The sequence below is a fragment of the Pelorhabdus rhamnosifermentans genome (genome assembly GCF_018835585.1).
Classification (GTDB): Bacteria; Bacillota; Negativicutes; order UMGS1260; family UMGS1260; genus Pelorhabdus; species Pelorhabdus rhamnosifermentans.
Window position 1 is genome coordinate 57,622 of sequence record NZ_JAHGVE010000003.1, and the last position, 21,335, is coordinate 78,956.

A 21,335-nucleotide genomic window follows, 5' to 3' on the forward strand; every position below is an offset into this window, starting at 1 on the left:
AGTCAAATTATCACTTGTACAAACAAATTGATATAAAAATATCAAAAGAGGGAGCACTGCATATGAAAAAAGCACTAGAGAATTTGCCTACTTATCAGCGAGCTATAGCGAAAGGACATCTTGGCTCCTGTGGTGCACAATATCGTGACTTGAACAAGCCCATTATTGCTGTTGTGAATACGTGGAATGAAATTGTTCCTGGTCACTGTCATTTGAGAGCGTTAGCAGAGGACGTAAAGAAAGGTATCTTAGCTGCCGGCGGGTATCCGTTGGAATTCAATACTATTGCCATTTGTGACGGCATTGCCCAGGGGCATAAAGGGATGCGTTATGCTTTGCCAAGCCGTGAACTTATTGCCGACTCTGTTGAGGCCATGATCAATGGACATGGGATCTTTGACGGAATGGTTTTATTAGGCTCATGCGATAAAATTGTCCCTGCTTTACTTATGGCTACAGCAAGAATCAATATACCGTCAGTCGTTGTGACGGGTGGCCCAATGGTGAATCGGATAAAACCGCGGGAATCTAAAGCGGCGCGTCAGAAGTTTTTAGCAGGAGAAATATCGGAGGAAGAATTGTTTGATGTGACAGTGGATTATTATCCGAGTGCTGGGGTTTGTCCGTTCTTAGGTACTGCGAATACCATGTGTTTGGTTGCTGAATCATTAGGAATGTCGTTATCTGGCTCGACGGCTGTTCCGGCCTTGGATGATTTGCGAAATGAGTTTGCTTATAAAAGTGGCATGGCAGTCATGGAACTTCTGGAAAGAGATGTGAAACCCAGGGATATTATGACGTTGTCTGCTTTTTATAATGCCATCGCTTTCGTATCTGGTATCGGGGGATCATTGAACTCTGTTTTGCATCTGCCAGCGATTGCCCATGAATGTGGATTAAAGATAACCTATGATGACTTTGATCGAATTAGCAAGAAAACGCCGCTTATTGTACGAGTAACTCCGAATAGTCCAGATTATACCGTAGCACATCTTCAGGCTGTCGGCGGTGTTCCGACGATCATGAAAGAACTTTTGCCTGTGTTGGATGATAGCGTAATGACTGTTGATGGAAAGACACTATCTGAAGTGATCGAAGGTGCAATTTCTCCAGATGGCAAGATCATTAAGTCTTTTAGTGCTCCTTTTGCTGACGAAGGTGGGATAGCGGTTTTAACTGGAAATTTGGCTCCCGAGGGGGCCATTGTGAAAAGTTCTGCTGTACCGCCTGAGTTGTGGCAATTTTCAGGGCCAGCTAAAGTATTTGAATCGGAAGAGGAATGTATTGAGTCTGTTGAAAGAGGACTTGTGAGTTCAGGAGATGTCATTATCGTTCGTAATGAAGGGCCCAAGGGTGGCCCGGGTATGCGGGAAATGCATCGTATTACAGAAGTAGTTGTTAAACTGAAAAATGTGGCTGTGATTACGGATGGAAGGTTCTCAGGAGCATCGGCAGGACTTTCAATTGGTTATTTATCGCCGGAGGCGGCAGAGAACGGGCCTATTTCACTTGTGGAACAGGGCGATTTAATCGAAATTGATATACATCAGCGAACATTACATTGGCATGTTGCTGAATCAGAAGCAGAACGCCGTGTCAATAGAAATAAACGGCTTCAGCGTCAGGAAGAAAGCAGCTTTCTTGAACTTTATCGGATGAGTACGACATCGGCGGCTAATGGTGCAGTGCGTAAGCTAAACCATGAATGATAAAGGTACGCACGATTAGGCGTTGATATTGGACGAATAGATGGGGGGTGATAGGAGGGCGACTACCTACACGTTGTGTAACGAGGTTTATACATTGACGGGACAATTAAAAAGGAGGTTTGTTTTATGTTAATTGGACTTGCTGCGATTTCTGTTCTCTTACTTTTAATTATGATTACTAAGTTCAAGGTGAATCCTTTTGTAACATTAATGGTAGTTTCTGTTTTTCTCGGTTTAGCGGCTGGCATGCCGTTAGATAAAATTGTCGATTCTATTCAGGCTGGGATGGGAAATACACTTGGTTTCATAGCCATTGTTTTGGGACTTGGGACAATGCTGGGCAAGATGTTAGAGGAGTCTGGCGGTGCGGAAAGAATAGCAAAAACATTGATTCATGCGTTCGGGCTCAGACAAGTGCATTGGGCGATGATGTTCGTTGCCTTTATCGTTGGTATTCCGGTGTTTTTTCAAGTAGGATTTGTTCTGTTAATTCCTCTAGTATTTACGATTGCCAAGGAAACGGGATTGTCTTTACTGAAAGTTGGATTACCGCTACTGGCAGGATTGTCTGTTGTGCACGGAATGGTTCCCCCCCATCCGGCAGCTATGGCAGCGGTGAACATTTTTAAGGCGGATATTGGCAAGACGATCGTATACAGTCTAATTGTTGGATTACCCACAGCTGCAATCGCTGGCCCTATTTTTGCAACGTATATCTCAAAAAGGATGGAGCATATTGCCGTGCCGGAAGGGTTTGCCAGCCAGATTAAGGCAGGACGAGAAGAGCATGAAATGCCTGGTTTTGGCATTACCATTCTTACAATATTAATGCCGGTTTTATTGATGCTGTTAGGGACGATAGCTGATCTTACGCTAGATAAAACTTCTTATGCTTTTGCAGTTATGAAATTTGTGGGCAGCCCGTTTATGTCATTGCTATTGGCTCTGTTGTTTGCTTTTATTTCGTTTGGATTTTATCGTAATTTCACAATGGGCCAAATTGGCAAGTTTTGTGATCAGTCTTTGCCTGTTATCGCGAGTATCCTAATGGTTATCGGCGCGGGTGGTGCTTTTAATAAGGTGCTGCTAGATAGTGGCGTTGGGAACGAAATTGCCAAGTTGGCTTCGGTGATGCAACTCAATCCGATTGTTCTGGGTTGGACTATTGCCGCTATGATTCGGGTTGCTACAGGTTCAGCTACTGTTTCTATGATGACTGCTGCGGGGATTGTAGCACCCATTGTGGCAAATCAAAGCGGTGTTTCAAAAGAATTAGTGGTTTTAGCTGTTGGTTCAGGTTCTTTAATTCTCTCTCACGTCAATGATTCTGGTTTCTGGATTATCAAAGAATATTTTGGTATGACTGTTCCACAGACATTGAAAACGTGGACTGTTCTAGAAACACTGCTAGGTGTTTCGGCGTTAATATTCACTTTGATTCTTTCTCAAGTGGTATAAGAAATTTTCGAAAATGATATTATACAGTATCAGAATAATTTTCTCATTATTCTGATACCATGTGAAGGACGGGCTTCGTCCTTCACTAGTTGGTAATCGTCATAAGTCAGGTTAAGCAAAGGAGTTTTGAACATGCGTCAACAAGCGGTTATGGGCATTGACATTGGTACTACCGGTTGCCGCGCTGTTATCTATCGACCGGACGGTACTACTCTCGCCAATCAGTCGTTAGAATATCCTCTATATACTCCGCAGGCGGCTTGGGCTGAGCAGGACCCGGAGGAAATATATGCAGCGTTCATCCAAGTAGTTAGTCGGGCCATGGTTCAAAGTAAATTAAAAGCGGATGAGTTGGCTGGTATTTGCTTTAGTGCAGTGATGCATAGTGTGATTCCTATTGATCAAAATGGACATCCCCTTCATAATATGTTGATTTGGGCCGATTCTCGCAGTCAACTGTATACTGAAAAATTAAAAAACGATTTTGATGTTAAGAATATTTATTGTAAAACGGGCTGTCCCCTCCATCCCATGTATCCCTTGTCAAAAATACTTTGGTTTAAGTATGAACGACCTGATATTTTTGCTCGTACGGCAAAATTTATCGGTATCAAGGAGTTTATTTGTTACCGCTTATTTGGTAAATTTATTGTCGATAAATCGGTTGCTACTGCTACAGCTCTTTATAATATCCATACCATGGAATGGGATAGCGAACTTTTAACGATACTGGGAATTTCGAGCGAAATGCTGTCTGAAGTCGTGCCAACTACTTTTATTGTTCAAGGCATTGTATCTGAGATAGCTGATCGACTGGGTATCTTGACTGATACCCCTCTTGTTATGGGGGCAACGGATGGAATTTTGTCGAATATCGGGGCAGGAGCCATTAATCCGGGTCAGGTTACAGCCATGATTGGTACGAGTGGCGCTGTACGTATCGTGACGGATAAACCAAAAGTGGACGAAAAGATGCGTACCTGGTGTTACAATATGACGGAGGATTATTGGGTTCTCGGTGGTGCTATTAACAATGGTGGGATTGCTTTTCGCTGGGCTAGAGACAAATTTGCTGCAACGGAACAGTATGTAGCAGATAAACTCGACTTGGATACGTACGAAATATTGAGTAAATATGCTGAGCAAAAGCCTGCCGGTTCGGATGGATTAATTATGCTGCCTTTCTTTTCGGGAGAAAGGGCACCTTACTATAACGCGAATGCTAGGGGGGTGCTGTTTGGACTGAATTTGAATCACGGGAAACGTCATTTGGTTCGTGCTACGATGGAAGGAATCGTCTATAGTATGTTCAGCGTTTTTCGGGCATTAGAGGAAGTAACAGGAAAAGCGGGTGAGATTCGTGTAAGTGGCAGTTTTACCCGTTCCCGGTTATGGGTTCAGATCATGGCAGACGTTTTCGGGCGAGTGATTACTGTTCCTGGGGAGCCGGAAGGGGCTGCTTTTGGAGCAGCCATTTTGGGAATGTATGCGTTGGGGATGATTCAGGATATTAAGGAAGTCAAGCATTTGATCCATATTAAAGAACGATACTATCCTGACGAGGCCCTTCATGCGCGTTACCAGAGACTCTATTTGGTATATGAACGAATTTACTGGAATTTACAAAAGGAATTTGAAGAAATAGCCGAAATTCAGCGGACCTTTTAAACTGGAGCAAATATTTTAGAGTAAGGTAAGTTGATAAATTACGTATAAATGAGGACTGCAACTTTCCGTTGCAGTCCTCATTTATACTAGTAGGGAAATTATAGATTTATCTAAAAGAACAATGGTATGATAATATTGGCAGGAATGATATTTTTGAGTATTTATTTACCATAATCCGAGAAAAATTGTCCAGATCTTACTCTTTTAGCAGGACTCTAATTGGAAATAGAAGAAATAGGAATGGTAAAATAGGATAGATGTTGATAGAGCCATTCTCGTATTTATCTTCGAATAGGTTCCCAGGCTAATGATTGCATCATCAGTCGTATGCCATCCGAAAATCCTTGATTGTAGAATATCTCGCCAGCGACCGTTTCTTGGGTTGTGAAGTATTCATGTAATTGTTCTAATTTTTCCATAGTTTCTTCCGGCAAGGTTTTGGAGAATTCTTTTTCCAATTGATCAATTTTTTGTTCTGCCCAATAGTAATTACGTGATACTTTTTCCAAGTTCATTAGGTCGCTTGCATCATGCATCAGTCGTAATTCCGTAGTAGTTGTCTCAAAAACACGCATGTCATTCACCCCTTTGTTTTTTTGAAAACCATTAAGCATTAACTTAAAATTTAAATCTTACACTTATTATATCACTTGATTGTTTAGCAAGAAATCAAAAATTGTATTGATTGTTTGCTATTTTAAACGTTCGCTGTTGTTTGTAATTCATTGATGTAGTAAGATAAGGTTAAAAGGAGTTTTTTTATGTCAATCAGTTATAAAAGACTATTTCATTTACTTATAGACAAGGGTATAAAGGATAGTGATTTAAGAAAATTATCCGGTATTTCTGCACCTACTATGGCAAAATTAAAACAGGATAAGGTAGTTCAGACTGATATTATAAGTAAAGTCTGTGCAGCTCTCAACTGTCAGCCGGGGGATATTATGGAGTACATTCCTGAACAAAAAGATGAAGGAAAATAATGTTTTTGGCGTTAGGAGCGGAATATTATTGCGAAAAAGGTGTATAGAGAGGGGGATAAATGTATGAAAGAATTGTTGGATAAGATTGACCGCCTTCAACAAGAAATCAGTCAGAACCGCCCGCTTGAGGAGCCTATGCTGAGCCAATTAAAGGCCTATTACCGGATTGGCCTAACCTTTAGTAGTAATGCTCTGGAAGGCAATTCATTGACAGAAACAGAAACAAAAGTTGTATTAGAAGACGGACTTACCATTGGCGGGAAGCCACTCCGAGATCATCTTGAAGCTCTCGGTCACAGCCAGGCATTTGATTTGATGTTTTCACTTATAAAGCAGAAATGTTTTACTGAGCAGGATGTTTTAGCTCTACATCGAATGTTTTATCATCAAATTGATGATAGTCAAGCAGGGGGTTATCGCCGTCAGCGCGTGTTTATAAGCGGCTCGCAGTATCCTGTTCCTGATTGGCCAGACATTTCAAAGCTAATGGAAGAATGGCTTCAACAATTGTCTGAACAACGAAAAAAACTGCATCCAGTGGAATTTGCAGCCCAAGTGCATAAACGTTTTGTTTTTATTCATCCCTTTATTGACGGTAATGGCCGTGTGGCCAGGCTCTTAACTAACTTGGTATTGCTTCAGGCTGGTTATTTGATTGTCATCATTCCACCTGTTACCCGTACGGAATATATTAACAGTCTGGAAAAGGCTCATACGGATGATTCCGACTTCCGGCGATTTATCGCCGAAAGGGTATTGGAGACGCAGCGGGATTATTTAAGGTTGCTTGGTAAATAGGTTTTGTAAAATATTATAGCATCAAATAGGACAGAAGCTGTCCTATTTGATGCTATAATATTTTTGGTGATGAAAATGAAAATTAGTCGTTTATTTGAAATAACAATCATTTTACTCAATAAAGGAACGGTTACTGCACGAGAGCTTGCCGAGCGATTCGGCGTGTCCACTAGGACAATTTATCGGGATATTGACGTGCTTTCTACAGCTGGAGTACCTGTATATATGAATAAGGGGAATGGCGGGGGGATATCGCTTTTAGAAAATTATGCTATAAGCAGAACAATTATTTCAGATCAGGAAAGCGAAAGTTTATTATTGGCTGTTAAAACCCTGCAAGCCACTCAATATCCGGAGCTTGATAAGGTGCTTCAAAAAATGGGGTCTATCTTTAAAAATGCTTCCCATAACGATTGGGTAGAAATTGATTTTTCTCATTGGGGAAGTATGCCGAATGAGAGAAATAAGTTCAATGATATCAAAAGGGCCATGTTGCAGCGTAAGGTCATTCGTTTTGACTATGTAGATGCGGACGGTTGTAGAAGTAATCGTTTGGCCGAACCTGAAAAGCTACTTTACAAGGGGAGTTCATGGTATTTGATTGCCTATTGCAGACAGCGTCAAGATCACCGGATGTTTCGTATTTCGAGGCTGAAAAATGTTGACATAACGGCAGGAAAATTTGTACCAAAGAGGTTTCCCGTACCGGAAAAGGGAGAAATGAAAAGTTCTTCTAAACCTCTTGTTCAGTTAAACCTGCGATTTCAGGCAAAAGTTTTAAATCGCCTTTATGATGAGTTTGACGATGCTCTTATTACCAAAAATGATGACGGGAGCTTTGATGTCAAGGTTGTTTTTCCTGAAGATGAATGGGTTTATGGCTATATTATGTCTTTTGGTAATTTTGTTGAAGTATTGGAGCCGGAGCATATTAGAAAAATTATTGCTGATCGAATGGAACAAGCGCTGAAAATTTATGAACAGTGATTTAAATATGACATACTGTTGTCTTATTATGACGTGTATAATGGTGAAAAAAACGCGGAGTGATTGGATGCATTATGAAATAGTGAGCATCAGTGAAAAGACAGTAGTAGGAATCATCAAGAAAACCACGAACAAGAATATGCAGGCTGTAGCTGATATAGGCGCAGTATGGCAGCAGTTTTTGGATGGCGTTTACGCTAAAATTACGGAACGGACAGACAATCAAGCGATTGGATTATATACTGATTATGAAGGCGATTGTACCTTACCCTATTATTTTATGGCTTGTTGTGAAGTGAACCGGGCTATGAATGTTCCATTGTCCTTACTAACAAAGAAAATTCCGGCTGGAAAATACGCAAAGTTTACAACAAGAGGACATGCTCAGAAGGCAGTAAGTGAATTATGGCAAAGAATCTGGGAGTTGCCGCTGAAACGGGCCTATTCCTGTGATTTTGAGGTATACCACAACAATTCTGAGAATGAGAACGAGCAGGAAATTGATATTTATGTTGCACTACGTGGATAAGGAGGAATCTCATGGATAAGATGGACTACAAAAAGCAATTGAAAGAAATCTATTCAGCATCGGCCAAGCAATGTTCTATTGTTACTGTTCCAAAAATGAACTTTCTCATGATGGATGGGAAAGGCGATCCCAATCAGTCCGTTGAATTTCAAGCAGCCATTCAGGCTTTATTTAGCGTATCTTATACAATAAAATTCATGCTGAAAAAATCACAGAAAATGGATTATGGGGTCTTGCCACTGGAGGGATTATGGTGGTGTGATCCTATAGAGAATTTTCACATTGAAAAGAAAGATCTGTGGCAATGGACACTCATGATGATGCAGCCCGAATGTGTCAATCAGGAGATTTATCACGAAGCGGCTGAGAAGGTGCGGCATGAAAAGAAACTGTTGAGTATCAATGAGCTTAGATTTGAAGGTTATGATGAGGGATTAGCTGTGCAAATATTACATGTGGGGCCTTTTTCAGCTGAGGGACCCACAGTGGACAAGCTGCATGAATTTATTGCGGCGAGTGGTTATCAGTTGAATAACAAGCATCATGAAATTTATTTGAGCGATACCAGGTGCAGCAATCCCCAGAATTGGAAAACGATTATAAGGCAACCTATTTTTAAAAATGAAGAATAAAGGAATAAGATGGTGCTGTAAAGATATTGCTAGGTGAATGTAATGACAGTAGCGGATGGAACAGCAATAAAGTGTTTTAATATGAATAGACCGCCCATAGATTGCCTAGCGCCTGTCAAGTAGACAGGAACAGTTCAATCTAATGGGCGGTCTATTTTTACATGTGTAGATGCTATTTATTACTTATTGTAATCGTAAAAACCTTTGCCTGTTTTGCGACCAAGATAGCCTGCTTGCACCATCTTTTTCAATAGCGGACAGGGGCGATATTTCGGATCACCGTAGTCTTTGTACAGTACTTCCATGATGTAAAGAACCGTATCGTTGCCGATAAGGTCTGACAGGGCTAAAGGACCCATGGGGTGACTGAAACCAAGTTTAGCGACAGTATCAATATCTTCGGCACTTGCTACGCCTTCGGCCAGCGTAAAGATCGCTTCGTTTATCATAGGAATCATGATGCGATTGCCGACAAAGCCAGGTGCATCTGAAATTTTTACAGGCGATTTGCCTAGCTTTACTGCTAGTGTTTGTACGCTCTGGAAAGCCTCTTCGCTCGTTGCCAAGCCTTTAATAATTTCCACAAGCTTCATGACAGGTGCAGGATTGAAAAAGTGCATACCAATGATTTGAGAAGGACGTTCGGTAAAGGCACCCAAGGCTGTGATGGATAAGGAAGAAGAATTTGTTGCCAAAATGGCGTGTGCCGGTGCCAAATCATCCACCTGTTTAAAAATAGCTTTTTTGATATCCATATTTTCCACAGCTGCTTCAATCATTAAGTCAATATTACAGGTAGTCGCGTCAAGCTCGACAGCACCTGTAATGCGTGCCATGATCGCAGCTTTATCAGCAGCAGCTAATTTGCCTTTTTCGATGGCTTTATCTAAATTTTTGGCAATACCATTTATGCCCTTTTGCACAAATTCATCTTTAATATCACGAATAATTACCTCTAAACCGCTTTGGGCAATTACTTGTGCAATGCCGCTGCCCATTTGACCAGCGCCGATAACTAGGACTTTTTTTATTTCCATAATGAAACCTCCGATTAAAATTTATATATAAACAAACTATTGGTATATTAGTTGTATTTTTCGATGATTGTCGCAATACCCATGCCGCCGCCAATGCAAAGAGTAGCTAAACCGCGTTTGGCATTACGCTGATTCATCGCATGAATTAGTGTTACAAGAATTCGGGCACCGCTGGCTCCTACGGGATGTCCTAAAGCAATGGCACCACCGTTAACATTTACCTTTTCTTTGGGGAAGCTTAATTCTTTTCCGACAGCAATAAACTGGGCTGCAAAAGCTTCATTTGCTTCAAAAAGGTCAATGTCGTTGACTGTTAGCCCCGCTTTCTTCAAAGCGATTTTTGATGCAGGAATAGGACCTATTCCCATGATGCTTGGATCAACACCTGCAGTCGCACACGAAATGATCCGTGCTAAAGGTTTGATGCCCAGTTCTTTTGCCTTGGCCTCCGACATAAGCACGAGAGCCGCTGCACCGTCATTGATGCCTGATGCATTTCCGGCAGTTACGGTGCCGTCCTTTTTAAAGGCTGGTTTTAATTTTTCCAGTTCTTCCAAGGTAGTATTGGCACGAGGAAATTCATCGGTGTCAAAGAGAAGGTCGCCTTTTTTGTTTTTAATCGTCAGGGGAAGAATTTCATTTTTGAAGGCCCCCGATTTGATGGCAGTCACTGCTTTCGTTTGTGATTCATAGGCAGCTTGATCTTGTTCTTTACGGCTGATGCCGTATTTTTCTGCGACATTTTCTGCCGTTATACCCATATGATAGTCATTAAAGGCATCCCACAGACCATCGTTTATCATGACGTCCGTTATTTTCCCATCACCCATCCGGTAACCCCAACGGGCTTTGTTTAAAACAAAGGGAGCATTGCTCATGCTTTCGGTACCACCGGCAACAACGATATCGGCAGCACCGCTGCTAATGGTTTGTACGGCTAAATCCACCGTTTTCATACCAGAGCCACAGACTAAATTGACAGTATAGGCTGGAATTTCGACAGGTAATCCAGCTCGAATGGCACACTGCCTGGCTGGATTTTGCCCCAGTCCAGCCTGCAGAACATTGCCGAAAATCACTTCATCAACTGCTGTTTTTTCAATGCCGGCGCGGCTAATGGCTTCACTGATAATAGCAGAGCCTAAATCAATTGCCGAAAGGGATGCTAGAGTACCGTTAAAACTTCCGAGCGCTGTACGCACAGCACTAGCAATAACAATGTTTGTCATAAAAAAACGACCTCCCATAAAGTATACTTATATTATTGTAAAGTCAGATTCATTGGTTCGTTGGCGAAAATACGCGGATCCATCAGTTTGAGGTTTGGAGAGATAATGGGCTTAAAATCGATAAAAGGAAGTACGTCTTTTTCCAAATCAATTCCTGGTGCTATTTCCGTAATGACCATGCCTTCAGGCCGTAATTCCAGGACAACCCTTTCAGTAATATATAATACTGGCTGGCTGATTTTTTTTGCATAATCACCACTGAAAGTAACTTGTTCTACTTTCTCTAAGAATTTTTTTGCTTTGCCTTCGGTTAATATGATCATTTTACCGTCAGCCACTTGTACTTTTAGTCCCCCAGCCGTAAAGGTGCCACAGAAAACTACTTTTTTGGCATTTTGGGTAATATTGATGAAACCACCGCAGCCAGCAATGCGGCCTTTAAATTTGCTGACATTGATATTGCCATGCTGGTCCGTTTCGGCAAGACCAAGATAGGCAATATCGAGCCCCCCGCCATCATAAAAGTCGAATTGATAAGGATGATCGAGGATCGCTTCAGCATTGGCAGAGGCACCAAAGCTTAATCCACCGGCTGGCATACCACCGATCGGTCCGGCCTCTACAGTCAAGGTCATCGTATGGCCGATGCCTTCTTCTGCCGCAATCATCGCGACTCCTTCAGGGATACCAATGCCCAAGTTGATTTTGGCATTGGGGATCAATTCCATGGCTGCTCTGCGGGCAATGATCTTACGTTCGTTCAGTTCCATCGGTTCTAGCGATGATAATAACATGCGGGTTTCACCGCTGTAGGCAGGATTATATTGTTCACTATAGGTTTGCATGTGATGTTCTGGTTCAGCGACAACAATATAGTCAACGCTGGTGCTAGGGACTTTTACCTGTCTAGGATTTATAGAACCATTGGCTACAATTCTTTCAACTTGGGCAATAACGATACCGCCATAGCTTTTTACTGCTTGTGCCATGGAGAGTATTTCCAGAGATACGGCTTCTTTTTCAATCGAAATATTGCCTTTTTCATCGGCGCTTGTTCCTCGTATCAATGCAATATTAACGGGAAAGGGTTTATACCACAGCCATTCTTCACCGCCTAATTTCACGACCTCAACCAGATCTTCTACGGTTTTACTATTTAATTTGCCGCCCTCCAGACGAGGATCGACAAAAGTACCTAAGCCGACTTTTGTGATGACGCCTGGCTTGCGACCGGCAAGTTCTCTATACCAATGAACCAAGGTTCCCTGTGGAAAATTGTAGGCTTCAATTTTATTTTCGACTGCTAATTTGCCCAATTTCGGAGCCAGATTCCAGTGCCCGCCAATTGCGCGGCGTACCAAGCCTTCATGAGATAAACGGTTTAATCCTTTATCCTTGCCATCACCCTGTCCGGCACAGTAGATTAAACCGAGATTACGTGGCGCTCTTTCATTTAAAAAACGTGCTTCGAGTGCGGCTGTTAAAGCCTCTGGATGTCCGCTGCCGACAAAACCGCCTATAGCAACCATGTCCTCATCTTTGATGAGTTTTGCAGCTTCAATAGCAGAAATGATTTTAGCCAATCGACTCACTCTCCTTTAAAATTATTTTTGTAGTCTTGGCGATGGCTACAAACTGCATTTATACAGAAAATATATAGTGCAAGAAGCATGCCAACAAGGAAATTGACTAAAATTTGTAACAGAAATACTATTCAGACTATTAAAAAACGTGATTTAAGAGCTACTGGCAATAAAATAAAAAACAGTCCATAATGCGCAAAAAAAAATATAAGCCTGTGCAAATTTTTGCACAGGCTTATATTTTTTTGCTCATTATTGATTTTAGAGAGGAACCAAATGTACTGAATTTTAACAATTATTTTACATAGCAGTCTGGTTGTGTTTCTGATAATATTAAACTAAATCAACACTATTGTCGTTAAGAAATTATTATTGATAGTACTCAACAAAAAAGTGGTATAGATCTTGCGTGTAAATATACTGGGGGAATATAAAATGATGCCCAAGAGCTTAAAAGGTAGGCTGATTATACTTGTTATTCTTGTAGCTGGACTTCCCATATTGTTGTCTGATTATTATCTTGCGGAAACGGCCGCTCAGGTTATGGTTGCTGAAAAACAGCAAAAACTATTTGGTGCAGGGAAAATGCTTGATTATAATTTGCTAGGCACATATGACGACATCCTGCAAAAAAATGGAGCGCAAAATGCTAGTCATGACACGAAAGTTAAGGTACTCAATCAAGAACTACAGTATTACACTGATCAAATAGCTCAAGCTTATCCAGGAATAGGAGTGGGGTATTATTCCCGTGAATTAGATGCCATTATTACCTATGGCCCCAGTAATGTATATGCCGATAAAGTGGGGTTGCCTATTAGCAGCAATCATGAAGGGCGGGTAGTCATGGACACGGGTGTGCCTCGCGTTCAAGTGGGCGATTTAGTTCGTGGACAAATCATGAATGCCATGCAGCCTATCATACGCAATGGTAATATTATTGGTTATATTTGGGCCAATGAGCTCAATGTTGATATTGAGGCACAAGTAATGGATATGAAACGCCACTTTTTATGGGCAATATTTGGTGGATTAATTATTGGTCTTATTGGTATTGTTTTTGTGTTAAATCATCTGATGACGGGTATTAATCGTATTAAAAAGGGACTTGTAAAAATACGGGAAGATTTATCTTATCAGATTGTACCGCCGCGTGACGAAATGGGCGAAATTGCTTTGGCAATAAACGCGATGGCCCATGATCTTGCCGCTCAAAAGATGTTGGAAGAGCAAGTGCAGCGAGTGGACCGTCTGGCTGTTATTGGTGAAATGGCTGCTGGTTTAGCACATGAAATACGCAATCCGCTTATGGCTATTAAAGGTTTTGCAGAATTACAAAATGAAAATATAACCGTTCAGGAACGCCAGGAATATACCGATATCATTATTACTGAGGTAGACCGTATGAACCATCTCATCGAACAGTTGTTAGGATTTTCGCGCCCAACCTTAGATTTAGTGACTAGGGTAAATGTCAATGAAGTTTTGAAAAACACCTTGATATTAGCTGAAATAAGAGTGAGTGGCACGGAAGTAATATTTGAATCACATTTTGCCGATGCTTTACCTGATATTATGGCCAATGAAGAAAAGCTCAAACAAGTTTCGCTTAATATTATGATTAACGCCATTCAGGCTATGAATAGAAAGGGCAAGATTCAAATTTCTTCCTATTATGTTGCGTCTTCCGATAAGGTGCATATAAGCTTTACTGATGGTGGTCCTGGCATAGAACCGAAAAATCTCAGTAAATTATTTGACCCCTTTTTTACTACCAAAGAAAACGGCACAGGTCTAGGCTTGTCTGTTGCTAATTATTTAATGCTAAGTTGGAATGGTTCTATTGCAGTGGAGTCTATGATGAACAAGGGCAGTACATTTACCTTAATCTTTCCGGCAGTAAGGAGTGATGCTCATGACAGCAACACAAGTTCATAATTCTGTATTAATAGTAGATGATAAACTCACTGTACGGCGTCTGCTTTATGAGGTGGCTACTAAGGCAGGATATCTGGCTTATTTAGCGGAAAACGGGCTCAAAGCTTTAGAAATGACCCGAGCAAACAAGCCTTCTGCCATTATCATGGACATAAAAATGCCTTGTATGGACGGTTGGGAAGCCTTTAAGTTAATCCATGACGAGTTCCCGGAAATACCGATCATTCTTATGACTGCCTATGGGACTATTGATACAGCGATTGAAGCCATGAAAATGGGGGCTTTCGATTATTTGGTTAAACCATCGAATGTGAATGAGTTGCGGATTGTCTTAGATCGTGCACTGCAAATGCGTAGTATGCGAGCTGAGCTATCCTCTTTAAAAAGTGAACTTCGAGATAAATATCAATTCCAAAATATTGTGGGTAAAAGTCTTGCTATGCAGGCTGTTTATAAGGTTGTAGGACGGGTTGCCCAGAAAAATGCTACCGTACTTATCACAGGTGAAAGCGGCAGTGGCAAAGAGTTGATTGCTAAAACCATTCATAATAACAGTTTTCGCATGGACTGCCCATTTATTAAAGTGAATTGTGGTGCATTACCGGAAGGACTGGCAGAAAGTGAATTGTTTGGTTATGAAAAGGGTGCTTTTACAGGGGCAACGGCTAGAAAATTGGGACGTTTTGAACTTGCGAATAAAGGAACTTTGTTTTTAGATGAAATCGGCGAATTGCCGCTTCCTATTCAAGTGAAGCTGCTGCGAGTCCTGCAGGAACGAGAATTTGACAGGGTTGGCGGTACGGAAACGATTAAGGTAGATGTGAGAATCATTGCTGCCACCAATCGTAACTTAGAAGACTTAGTCCGTAAAGGTACTTTTCGCGAGGACTTATATTACCGTTTAAAAGTAGTACCTATTCATGTACCAGCGCTAAGGGAACGTGCTGAGGATATTCCGTTGTTTGTTGATCATTTTATCAGACGTTTTGCTTGTGAAGCTCACTTGGACGTGCCTCTTGTTACAGCTGAAGCCATGAATCTTCTTTGTCAGTACAATTGGCCGGGAAATGTCAGGGAACTGGCCAATGTGCTCGAACGGGCGGTGATTTTGTCGCAAGGAATTATTCATGTTTCTGACCTTCCTGGGCTGCTGCCTTCAAGTGAGCTTTCCGATGTTTTGGTTTCCAAGGTGGATACTTTGAAGGAGAGTATGCGTCGCGTAGAAAAAAAGATCATAGAAAATGCCTTAAAACACAATAAGGGTAACAAGGTGAAAACGGCCCAGGCTCTTGATATCAGTCGGCGTGCCCTACTTTATAAGGTAGTAGAGCATGGTTTGGGCAAAAATTCTGAGTTAGATCCACCCCAAATTGAGTAAATAGAATATTCTTGCCATTGGCATGATTATTGCATTAAAATATAATGCTAGCTATATCGATATTTTAGAGGAGGGATCTTCAGTGCAAATGGAAGAGATCAAAAATATTTGTAACTTGGGTACTGGAACGATGGGACATGGGACAGCCATAGCATTTGCTATGGCTGGCTATCATGTTCGGATGTTTGGCAGGTCGGATCAAAGTGTTGAACGGGGTTTTAAGGGGATTAAAACCGCGCTCGAGACCTATAAAGAGCATAACTTAGTTTCCGAAGAAGATATTCCCAGTATTCTCGCCAGAATCAAAGGTGTAACAACACTGGAAGAAGCGGCAGAAGGTGCTGATTTTGTCATCGAATCGGTGGCTGAGGAAATCGAAATCAAACATCAGGTTTTTGCTGCTCTTGACAAACTTTGTGCACCCCATACTATTTTTGCCACAAATACTTCGGGGCTTAGTCCTACAGCAGTTGCTGAAGCTGTACAGCGTAAAGATAAATTTGTTGTAGCCCACTTTTGGAATCCACCTCATCTTGTGCCGCTAGTCGAAGTTGTGCCAGGAAAGTATACTTCTGCTGAAACTGTTCATGTTACTTGGAAGCTAATGGAGAAGATTGGTAAGAAACCAGTTGCTTTAAAACGTGAAGCATTAGGGTTTATTGGTAATCGTTTGCAAATGGCTTTATTGCGCGAGGCACTGTATATTGTTGAACAGGGAATTGCCACACCAGAGGCTGTCGACACAACTGTGAAATACAGTTTGGGACGTCGCTTATCCACTACAGGACCTTTAGAGAGTGCTGATTTAGGTGGCCTTGATATTTTTTATAATATTGCAAGTTATCTCTTGAAAGATCTTAGTAATAATTCCGAGATTCCTAAAATGTTGGCAGAAGCTAAAGCAACCGGCAATATAGGTACAAAAAGCGGCAAAGGCTTGTATGATTGGACAGATGCCGATAAATTCAATAAAATTAAGAAAACACGTGAAAGCATTTTGCTTGAGTGGCTGCAAAAAGATCGTGAAATGACTTTCTAATTTTTTATATCTTAAATCACTACGCCTACTAAGCTGGTAAGCGTAGTGACTTTTTTTTGCTGTAAGTATGCAAAAAGTAGTCAGTGTGCAAACTAAGCTGGTAAGCGTAGTGATTTTTTTATGCTGCAAGTATGCAAAAAGTAGTCAATGTGCAATTTTTTGCACACTAAACCAAGAAAAACATCGTTTAATAAGCTGAAAAATGTGATATTTCCAGCAAAAGAAACGAGGTTTTTGGTTTGGCATGATAATTGCAATTATAAGTTTGCAGAGGCTTGATCGCTGCGAATATCACTGAGGAGGTGTGTAGTGTTCTCTTATACATGTGAAAAATTTCATTTGTATAAAGGCTGCCGGATCAAGCGGTATATGTCCTAATAAATTATACGAGGAGATAAGATGATGATTAAATCCATTTCACGTTTTCTTACCATGATCGTACAGCGCTTTCTACCAGATCCGCTTGTTTTTGCAATACTTTTAACCATTATCGTATTTATTTTTGGTATCGCTATCACTCCGAGCAGTCCAATAGCGATGTTTCAAATGTGGGGCGATGGATTTTGGAATTTATTAGCCTTTTCCATGCAGATGGCGATGGTGCTTGTGACCGGACATGCGTTGGCAAGTTCGCCGCTGTTGCGTACAGGAATGAGGAGCCTTGCCTCTATTGCAAGTACTCCAGCACAGGGCGTCATGCTGGTAGCTTTTATGTCAGCAGTATGTAGTGCAATTAACTGGGGTTTTGGCTTGGTTGTAGGTGCTTTATTTGCTCGTGAGGTAGCTCGCAGAGTAGCCGGATCGGACTACAGACTACTCATTGCCAGCGCCTATATCGGCTTTATAACCTGGCATGGTGGACTATCAGGTTCCGTACCGCTCGTAGCCGCTACTAAAGGCAATCCCATGGAAGCTACGATTGGTTTGATTCCAATTACCCAGACTATATTTACGAATTACAATATCTTCATTACTCTGGCATTGATTGTAAGCATTCCTTTCTTGTGTAAAATGATGTTGCCTAAACCAGATGAAGTCATTGCCGTAGATCCCAGCTTGCTTGCCGAAGAAGCACCAACTTCCAAAGTACTTGGACCCAATGCCACTTGGGCCGAGAAAGCAGAAGAAAGCACTTTATTAGCTATGGTAGTGGGCGCTTTTGGATGTATATACCTATTTATGTATTTTAGCAAAAATGGTTTTAATATTAATGTGAACACAGTAAACTTAATGTTCTTTACTGCCGGTATTATGCTTCATAAAACACCGATGTCTTATATGAGGGCTGTTGTTAACGCTGCCCGTGGTACAGCTGGTATCATGGTACAGTTTCCCTTATATGCCGCTATTCAGGTTATGATGGAGCATTCCGGCTTAGGTGGAATTATCACAAATTGGTTTGTAAGTATTTCGACTAAAGAGACTTTCTCCGTATTGGCTTTCTTTAGCTCAGGATTAATTAACTTGGCAGTTCCGTCAGGTGGCGGCCACTGGGTTGTGCAAGGACCCTTTGTTATGCCAGCAGCTCAAGCGTTGGGGGCTGACATGGGTAAAGCAGCGATGGCTATTGCTTATGGTGAAGAGTGGATGAATATGGCGCAACCGTTCTGGGCTTTGCCTGCGTTGGCCATTGCCGGACTCGGTGTACGTGACATCATGGGATATTGTGTAACTGCTTTATTCTGGAGCTTACCCATCTTCCTTATTGGCTTGTATTTCCTATAGGTCAAATTTTTTAAGTGCGTTCTGAAAGGATGTAATTTGAAATTTTTTAATCTGGTTAGCAATAACCAGATTAAAAATTTTTCTGCTATTATTGGTATGAATCTTGCTATGAAAATTAAGTAGTTTTTATGGTCAGTATAAAAAGAACATTAGAAAGAGGAGGAGCCCAATGTACAAAATAATTGAAAAGAAGATTCTGTCACAAGGCGTTAATCAACTTGTGATTGATGCGCCACTTGTTGCTAAGAAAGCGCAACCAGGCGAATTTATTATTCTTAGGGTAAATGAAAATGGTGAAAGAGTGCCCTTGACTATTGCTGACTTTGACCGTGAGAAGGGTACCATTACGATCATCTTTCAAGAAGTGGGGAATTCTACTCGTCTATTAGGAGAATTGGAAGTTGGCGAAGGAGTAGCAGATTTTGTAGGGCCACTCGGTCATCCGACGCAGATTGAAAAAATGGGTAAGATCGTATGTGTGGGTGGTGGCATTGGTGTTGCCCCAATATTCCCTATTGCGCGCGGCATGCATCAGGCAGGTAATCAAGTAGTCAGTATTATTGGTGCGCGCAATCGCGAACTTGTTATTTTAGAAGATGACATGCGCGAAGTAAGCGACGAATTAACTATTACCACAGATGATGGTTCTCACGGACGTAAGGGACTTGTTACGGATGTGTTAAAAGAATTATTAGAAGATGATGAACCCATTGCTGAGGTCATTGCTATTGGTCCCGTAGTCATGATGAGAGCGGTGGCCGAAACGACGAGACCTTATGGCGTTAAAACAATAGTAAGCCTTAATCCCATTATGGTTGATGGTACTGGAATGTGCGGTGGCTGTAGAGTGGCAGTAGGCGATAAGACGAAATTTGCTTGTGTTGATGGTCCGGAGTTTGATGGTCATAAAGTTGATTTTGCTAGCTTAATGGCGCGTCAGCGGATGTATGTTGAACAGGAAAAACAAGCTTCTACGGAAGGGGGCAAATGTCAATGCCACTGTCAAAAGTAAGACAGCCCATGCCTGAACAGTGTCCGAATGAGCGTAGACGCAATTTTAGCGAAGTAGCTACCGGTTATCCTGCTGAAACGGCATTAATTGAAGCCAATCGTTGTTTGCAGTGTAAGACAGCACCTTGTCGGACTGGTTGTCCCGTAGAAGTAGATATCCCAGCCTTTATTCAATTGATTCGCAGCGAAAAATATGAACAAGCTGCGCAAAAAATAAAAGAAAAAAGCAGTTTGCCTGCTGTTTGTGGTCGTGTATGTCCGCAGGAAGCCCAATGCGAAAGCCATTGCGTACTCAACAAAAAGGGTGCCGCAGTAGCGATTGGTAGATTGGAACGTTTTGTAGCTGATTATGAGCGCAATCAAGGTACGACAAAATTGCCGACTATTGAGGCTGGAAATAAAAAAGTAGCTGTAGTTGGAGCGGGTCCGGCCGGTTTAACAGCCGCAGGTGATTTGGCCCTTGCCGGTTACAAAGTTGTCATTTTTGAAGCTTTGCACAAGGCGGGAGGCGTATTAGTGTACGGTATTCCCGAATTTCGCCTACCCAAGGACATCGTCGCTGCTGAAGTTGAGTATGTGAAAAAACTAGGTGTAGAGATTATTACCAATGTAGTGATTGGTAAGACACTGACAGTTGAGGATTTATTTGCTCAAGGCTTTGAAGCCGTATTCATCGGCTCAGGAGCGGGGGCACCGCAATTTATGAATATTCCTGGTGAAAACTATAATGGAGTTTATTCAGCTAATGAGTTCTTAACTCGGGTAAATTTGATGAAGGGCTATGATTTTCCCAATCAACATACACCTGTTTGGCTGGGGAAAAATGTTGCTATTGTGGGTGGCGGCAATGTGGCCATGGATGCGGCTCGTACTTCTATGCGCCTGGGTGCCGAACATGTATGGTTGGTATATCGTCGTTCGGAAGAAGAAATGCCGGCACGCCGGGAAGAAATTGAACATGCGAAAGAGGAAGGCATTGAGCTTGCATTATTAACAAATCCGCTTGCCGTTCAAGGCAACGATAAAGGTTGGGTCAGTGGTTTAGAGTGTGTCAAAATGCAATTGGGTGAAGCTGATGCGTCGGGACGACGCAGGCCCGTAGAGGTCGCAGGATCAAACTTTGTTTTACCTGCCGATACCGTTATTATTGCGATTGGTAATACGCCAAATCCACTCATTCCGCAAACAACTCCCGGCTTAGTTGTGACTAAGAAGGGGACGATTACAGTGGATGACAATGGTTTGACTACGCGTGAAGGCGTATATGCCGGTGGCGACATTGTTACAGGGGCAGCTACGGTAATCAGCGCCATGGGTGCTGGTAAACGGGCTGCCAAAGCGATCAATGAATATTTGGCTGAAAAATAATCAGTATACAATCAATAGTAAGCCTCAGACGTGCATAGATTAAAATACTGTTAATTTAGGACATTCGTCTTGACGATTTATGTCGATTAGTGTTATATTTGCAATATAACTTATTTAGCAAACTTACTGAAAGGTAAGGGCGCAAAGCTATGGGTCTAAGGACGCGAGTCTATGATTGCCAGGTTGCCGCTTCCTTTTGGCAGCGATTAAGCACCTAGCATATTTATGCCCAGGTGTTATTTTTTTACTTTGAAGTCGGATCA

General features: G+C 41.8%; 18 protein-coding genes and 1 riboswitch. Of the genes, 14 read left to right on the forward strand and 4 right to left on the reverse strand.

What is annotated here, in order from left to right; all coding sequences use genetic code 11:
* Positions 1-62: 62 nt before the first annotated feature.
* The 3 genes from ilvD to Ga0466249_RS05135 all read left to right on the forward strand — a co-directional run bounded on the left by ilvD (position 63) and on the right by Ga0466249_RS05135 (position 4,835).
* Positions 63-1,709, forward strand: coding sequence for a dihydroxy-acid dehydratase (gene ilvD, locus Ga0466249_RS05125; RefSeq protein WP_215828372.1), 1,647 nt, complete (start codon positions 63-65; stop codon positions 1,707-1,709).
* A gap of 126 nt (positions 1,710-1,835) precedes the next feature.
* Positions 1,836-3,167 (forward strand): GntP family permease, encoded by a 1,332-nt coding sequence (locus tag Ga0466249_RS05130; RefSeq protein WP_215828373.1) that lies wholly within the window; start codon positions 1,836-1,838, stop codon positions 3,165-3,167.
* Between the two features lie 132 nt (positions 3,168-3,299).
* Complete coding sequence (locus Ga0466249_RS05135; RefSeq protein ID WP_215828374.1) at positions 3,300-4,835, forward strand: gluconokinase; 1,536 nt, start codon at positions 3,300-3,302, stop codon at positions 4,833-4,835.
* 281 nt (positions 4,836-5,116) lie between these two features.
* Here Ga0466249_RS05135 and Ga0466249_RS05140 read toward each other — a convergent pair whose 3' ends face one another.
* Positions 5,117-5,410 (reverse strand): DUF6809 family protein, encoded by a 294-nt coding sequence (locus tag Ga0466249_RS05140; protein ID WP_215828375.1) that lies wholly within the window; start codon positions 5,408-5,410, stop codon positions 5,117-5,119.
* 186 nt (positions 5,411-5,596) lie between these two features.
* Here Ga0466249_RS05140 and Ga0466249_RS05145 point away from each other — a divergent pair, with 186 nt between their 5' ends.
* From Ga0466249_RS05145 to Ga0466249_RS05165, 5 genes are all read left to right on the forward strand, one after another.
* Positions 5,597-5,818: a helix-turn-helix domain-containing protein gene (locus Ga0466249_RS05145; protein WP_215828376.1), complete on the forward strand. Its 222-nt coding sequence runs from the start codon at positions 5,597-5,599 to the stop codon at positions 5,816-5,818.
* 63 nt (positions 5,819-5,881) lie between these two features.
* A complete protein-coding gene (locus Ga0466249_RS05150; RefSeq protein ID WP_215828377.1) occupies positions 5,882-6,616 on the forward strand; it encodes a Fic family protein in 735 nt (244 codons plus the stop codon).
* A 75-nt stretch (positions 6,617-6,691) separates the two neighbouring features.
* Positions 6,692-7,603, forward strand: a complete 912-nt coding sequence (locus tag Ga0466249_RS05155) for a helix-turn-helix transcriptional regulator (protein WP_215828378.1) — start codon at positions 6,692-6,694, stop codon at positions 7,601-7,603.
* Positions 7,604-7,670: 67 nt separating this feature from the next.
* A complete protein-coding gene (locus Ga0466249_RS05160; protein WP_215828379.1) occupies positions 7,671-8,132 on the forward strand; it encodes a GyrI-like domain-containing protein in 462 nt (153 codons plus the stop codon).
* Between the two features lie 11 nt (positions 8,133-8,143).
* A complete protein-coding gene (locus Ga0466249_RS05165; RefSeq protein ID WP_215828380.1) occupies positions 8,144-8,764 on the forward strand; it encodes a GyrI-like domain-containing protein in 621 nt (206 codons plus the stop codon).
* Between the two features lie 179 nt (positions 8,765-8,943).
* Here Ga0466249_RS05165 and Ga0466249_RS05170 read toward each other — a convergent pair whose 3' ends face one another.
* Genes Ga0466249_RS05170 through Ga0466249_RS05180 form a run of 3 tightly spaced genes read right to left on the reverse strand, consistent with a single transcriptional unit; the run spans position 8,944 to position 12,613 of the window.
* Complete coding sequence (locus tag Ga0466249_RS05170) at positions 8,944-9,801, reverse strand: 3-hydroxybutyryl-CoA dehydrogenase (protein WP_215828381.1); 858 nt, start codon at positions 9,799-9,801, stop codon at positions 8,944-8,946.
* A gap of 47 nt (positions 9,802-9,848) precedes the next feature.
* Positions 9,849-11,030 (reverse strand): acetyl-CoA C-acetyltransferase, encoded by a 1,182-nt coding sequence (locus Ga0466249_RS05175; RefSeq protein WP_215828382.1) that lies wholly within the window; start codon positions 11,028-11,030, stop codon positions 9,849-9,851.
* Positions 11,031-11,062: 32 nt separating this feature from the next.
* Entirely contained in the window at positions 11,063-12,613 is a 1,551-nt protein-coding gene (locus Ga0466249_RS05180; protein ID WP_215828557.1) for an acyl CoA:acetate/3-ketoacid CoA transferase, read from the reverse strand.
* 435 nt (positions 12,614-13,048) lie between these two features.
* Between Ga0466249_RS05180 and Ga0466249_RS05185 the strand changes: the two genes are divergently transcribed.
* The 6 genes from Ga0466249_RS05185 (at position 13,049) to gltA (ending at position 21,072) form a co-directional block, all read left to right on the forward strand.
* A complete protein-coding gene (locus Ga0466249_RS05185; protein ID WP_215828383.1) occupies positions 13,049-14,551 on the forward strand; it encodes an ATP-binding protein in 1,503 nt (500 codons plus the stop codon).
* Positions 14,529-15,929, forward strand: coding sequence for a sigma-54-dependent transcriptional regulator (locus Ga0466249_RS05190; RefSeq protein ID WP_215828384.1), 1,401 nt, complete (start codon positions 14,529-14,531; stop codon positions 15,927-15,929). Before Ga0466249_RS05185 ends, Ga0466249_RS05190 begins: the two co-directional genes overlap by 23 nt.
* 88 nt (positions 15,930-16,017) lie before the next feature.
* The gene (locus Ga0466249_RS05195) at positions 16,018-16,968 is read left to right on the forward strand and encodes a 3-hydroxyacyl-CoA dehydrogenase family protein (RefSeq protein WP_246588498.1); all 951 of its coding nucleotides are present in this window, start codon (positions 16,018-16,020) and stop codon (positions 16,966-16,968) included.
* A gap of 399 nt (positions 16,969-17,367) precedes the next feature.
* Entirely contained in the window at positions 17,368-18,693 is a 1,326-nt protein-coding gene (locus Ga0466249_RS05200) for a TIGR00366 family protein (RefSeq protein WP_246588487.1), read from the forward strand.
* A gap of 169 nt (positions 18,694-18,862) precedes the next feature.
* A complete protein-coding gene (locus tag Ga0466249_RS05205; protein WP_215828386.1) occupies positions 18,863-19,705 on the forward strand; it encodes a sulfide/dihydroorotate dehydrogenase-like FAD/NAD-binding protein in 843 nt (280 codons plus the stop codon).
* Entirely contained in the window at positions 19,687-21,072 is a 1,386-nt protein-coding gene (gene gltA, locus Ga0466249_RS05210; protein WP_215828387.1) for an NADPH-dependent glutamate synthase, read from the forward strand. The genes Ga0466249_RS05205 and gltA overlap by 19 nt, the downstream gene beginning before the upstream one ends.
* A gap of 106 nt (positions 21,073-21,178) precedes the next feature.
* A riboswitch (cyclic di-GMP riboswitch) is annotated at positions 21,179-21,263 on the forward strand.
* The last annotated feature ends 72 nt before the right edge of the window (positions 21,264-21,335 follow it).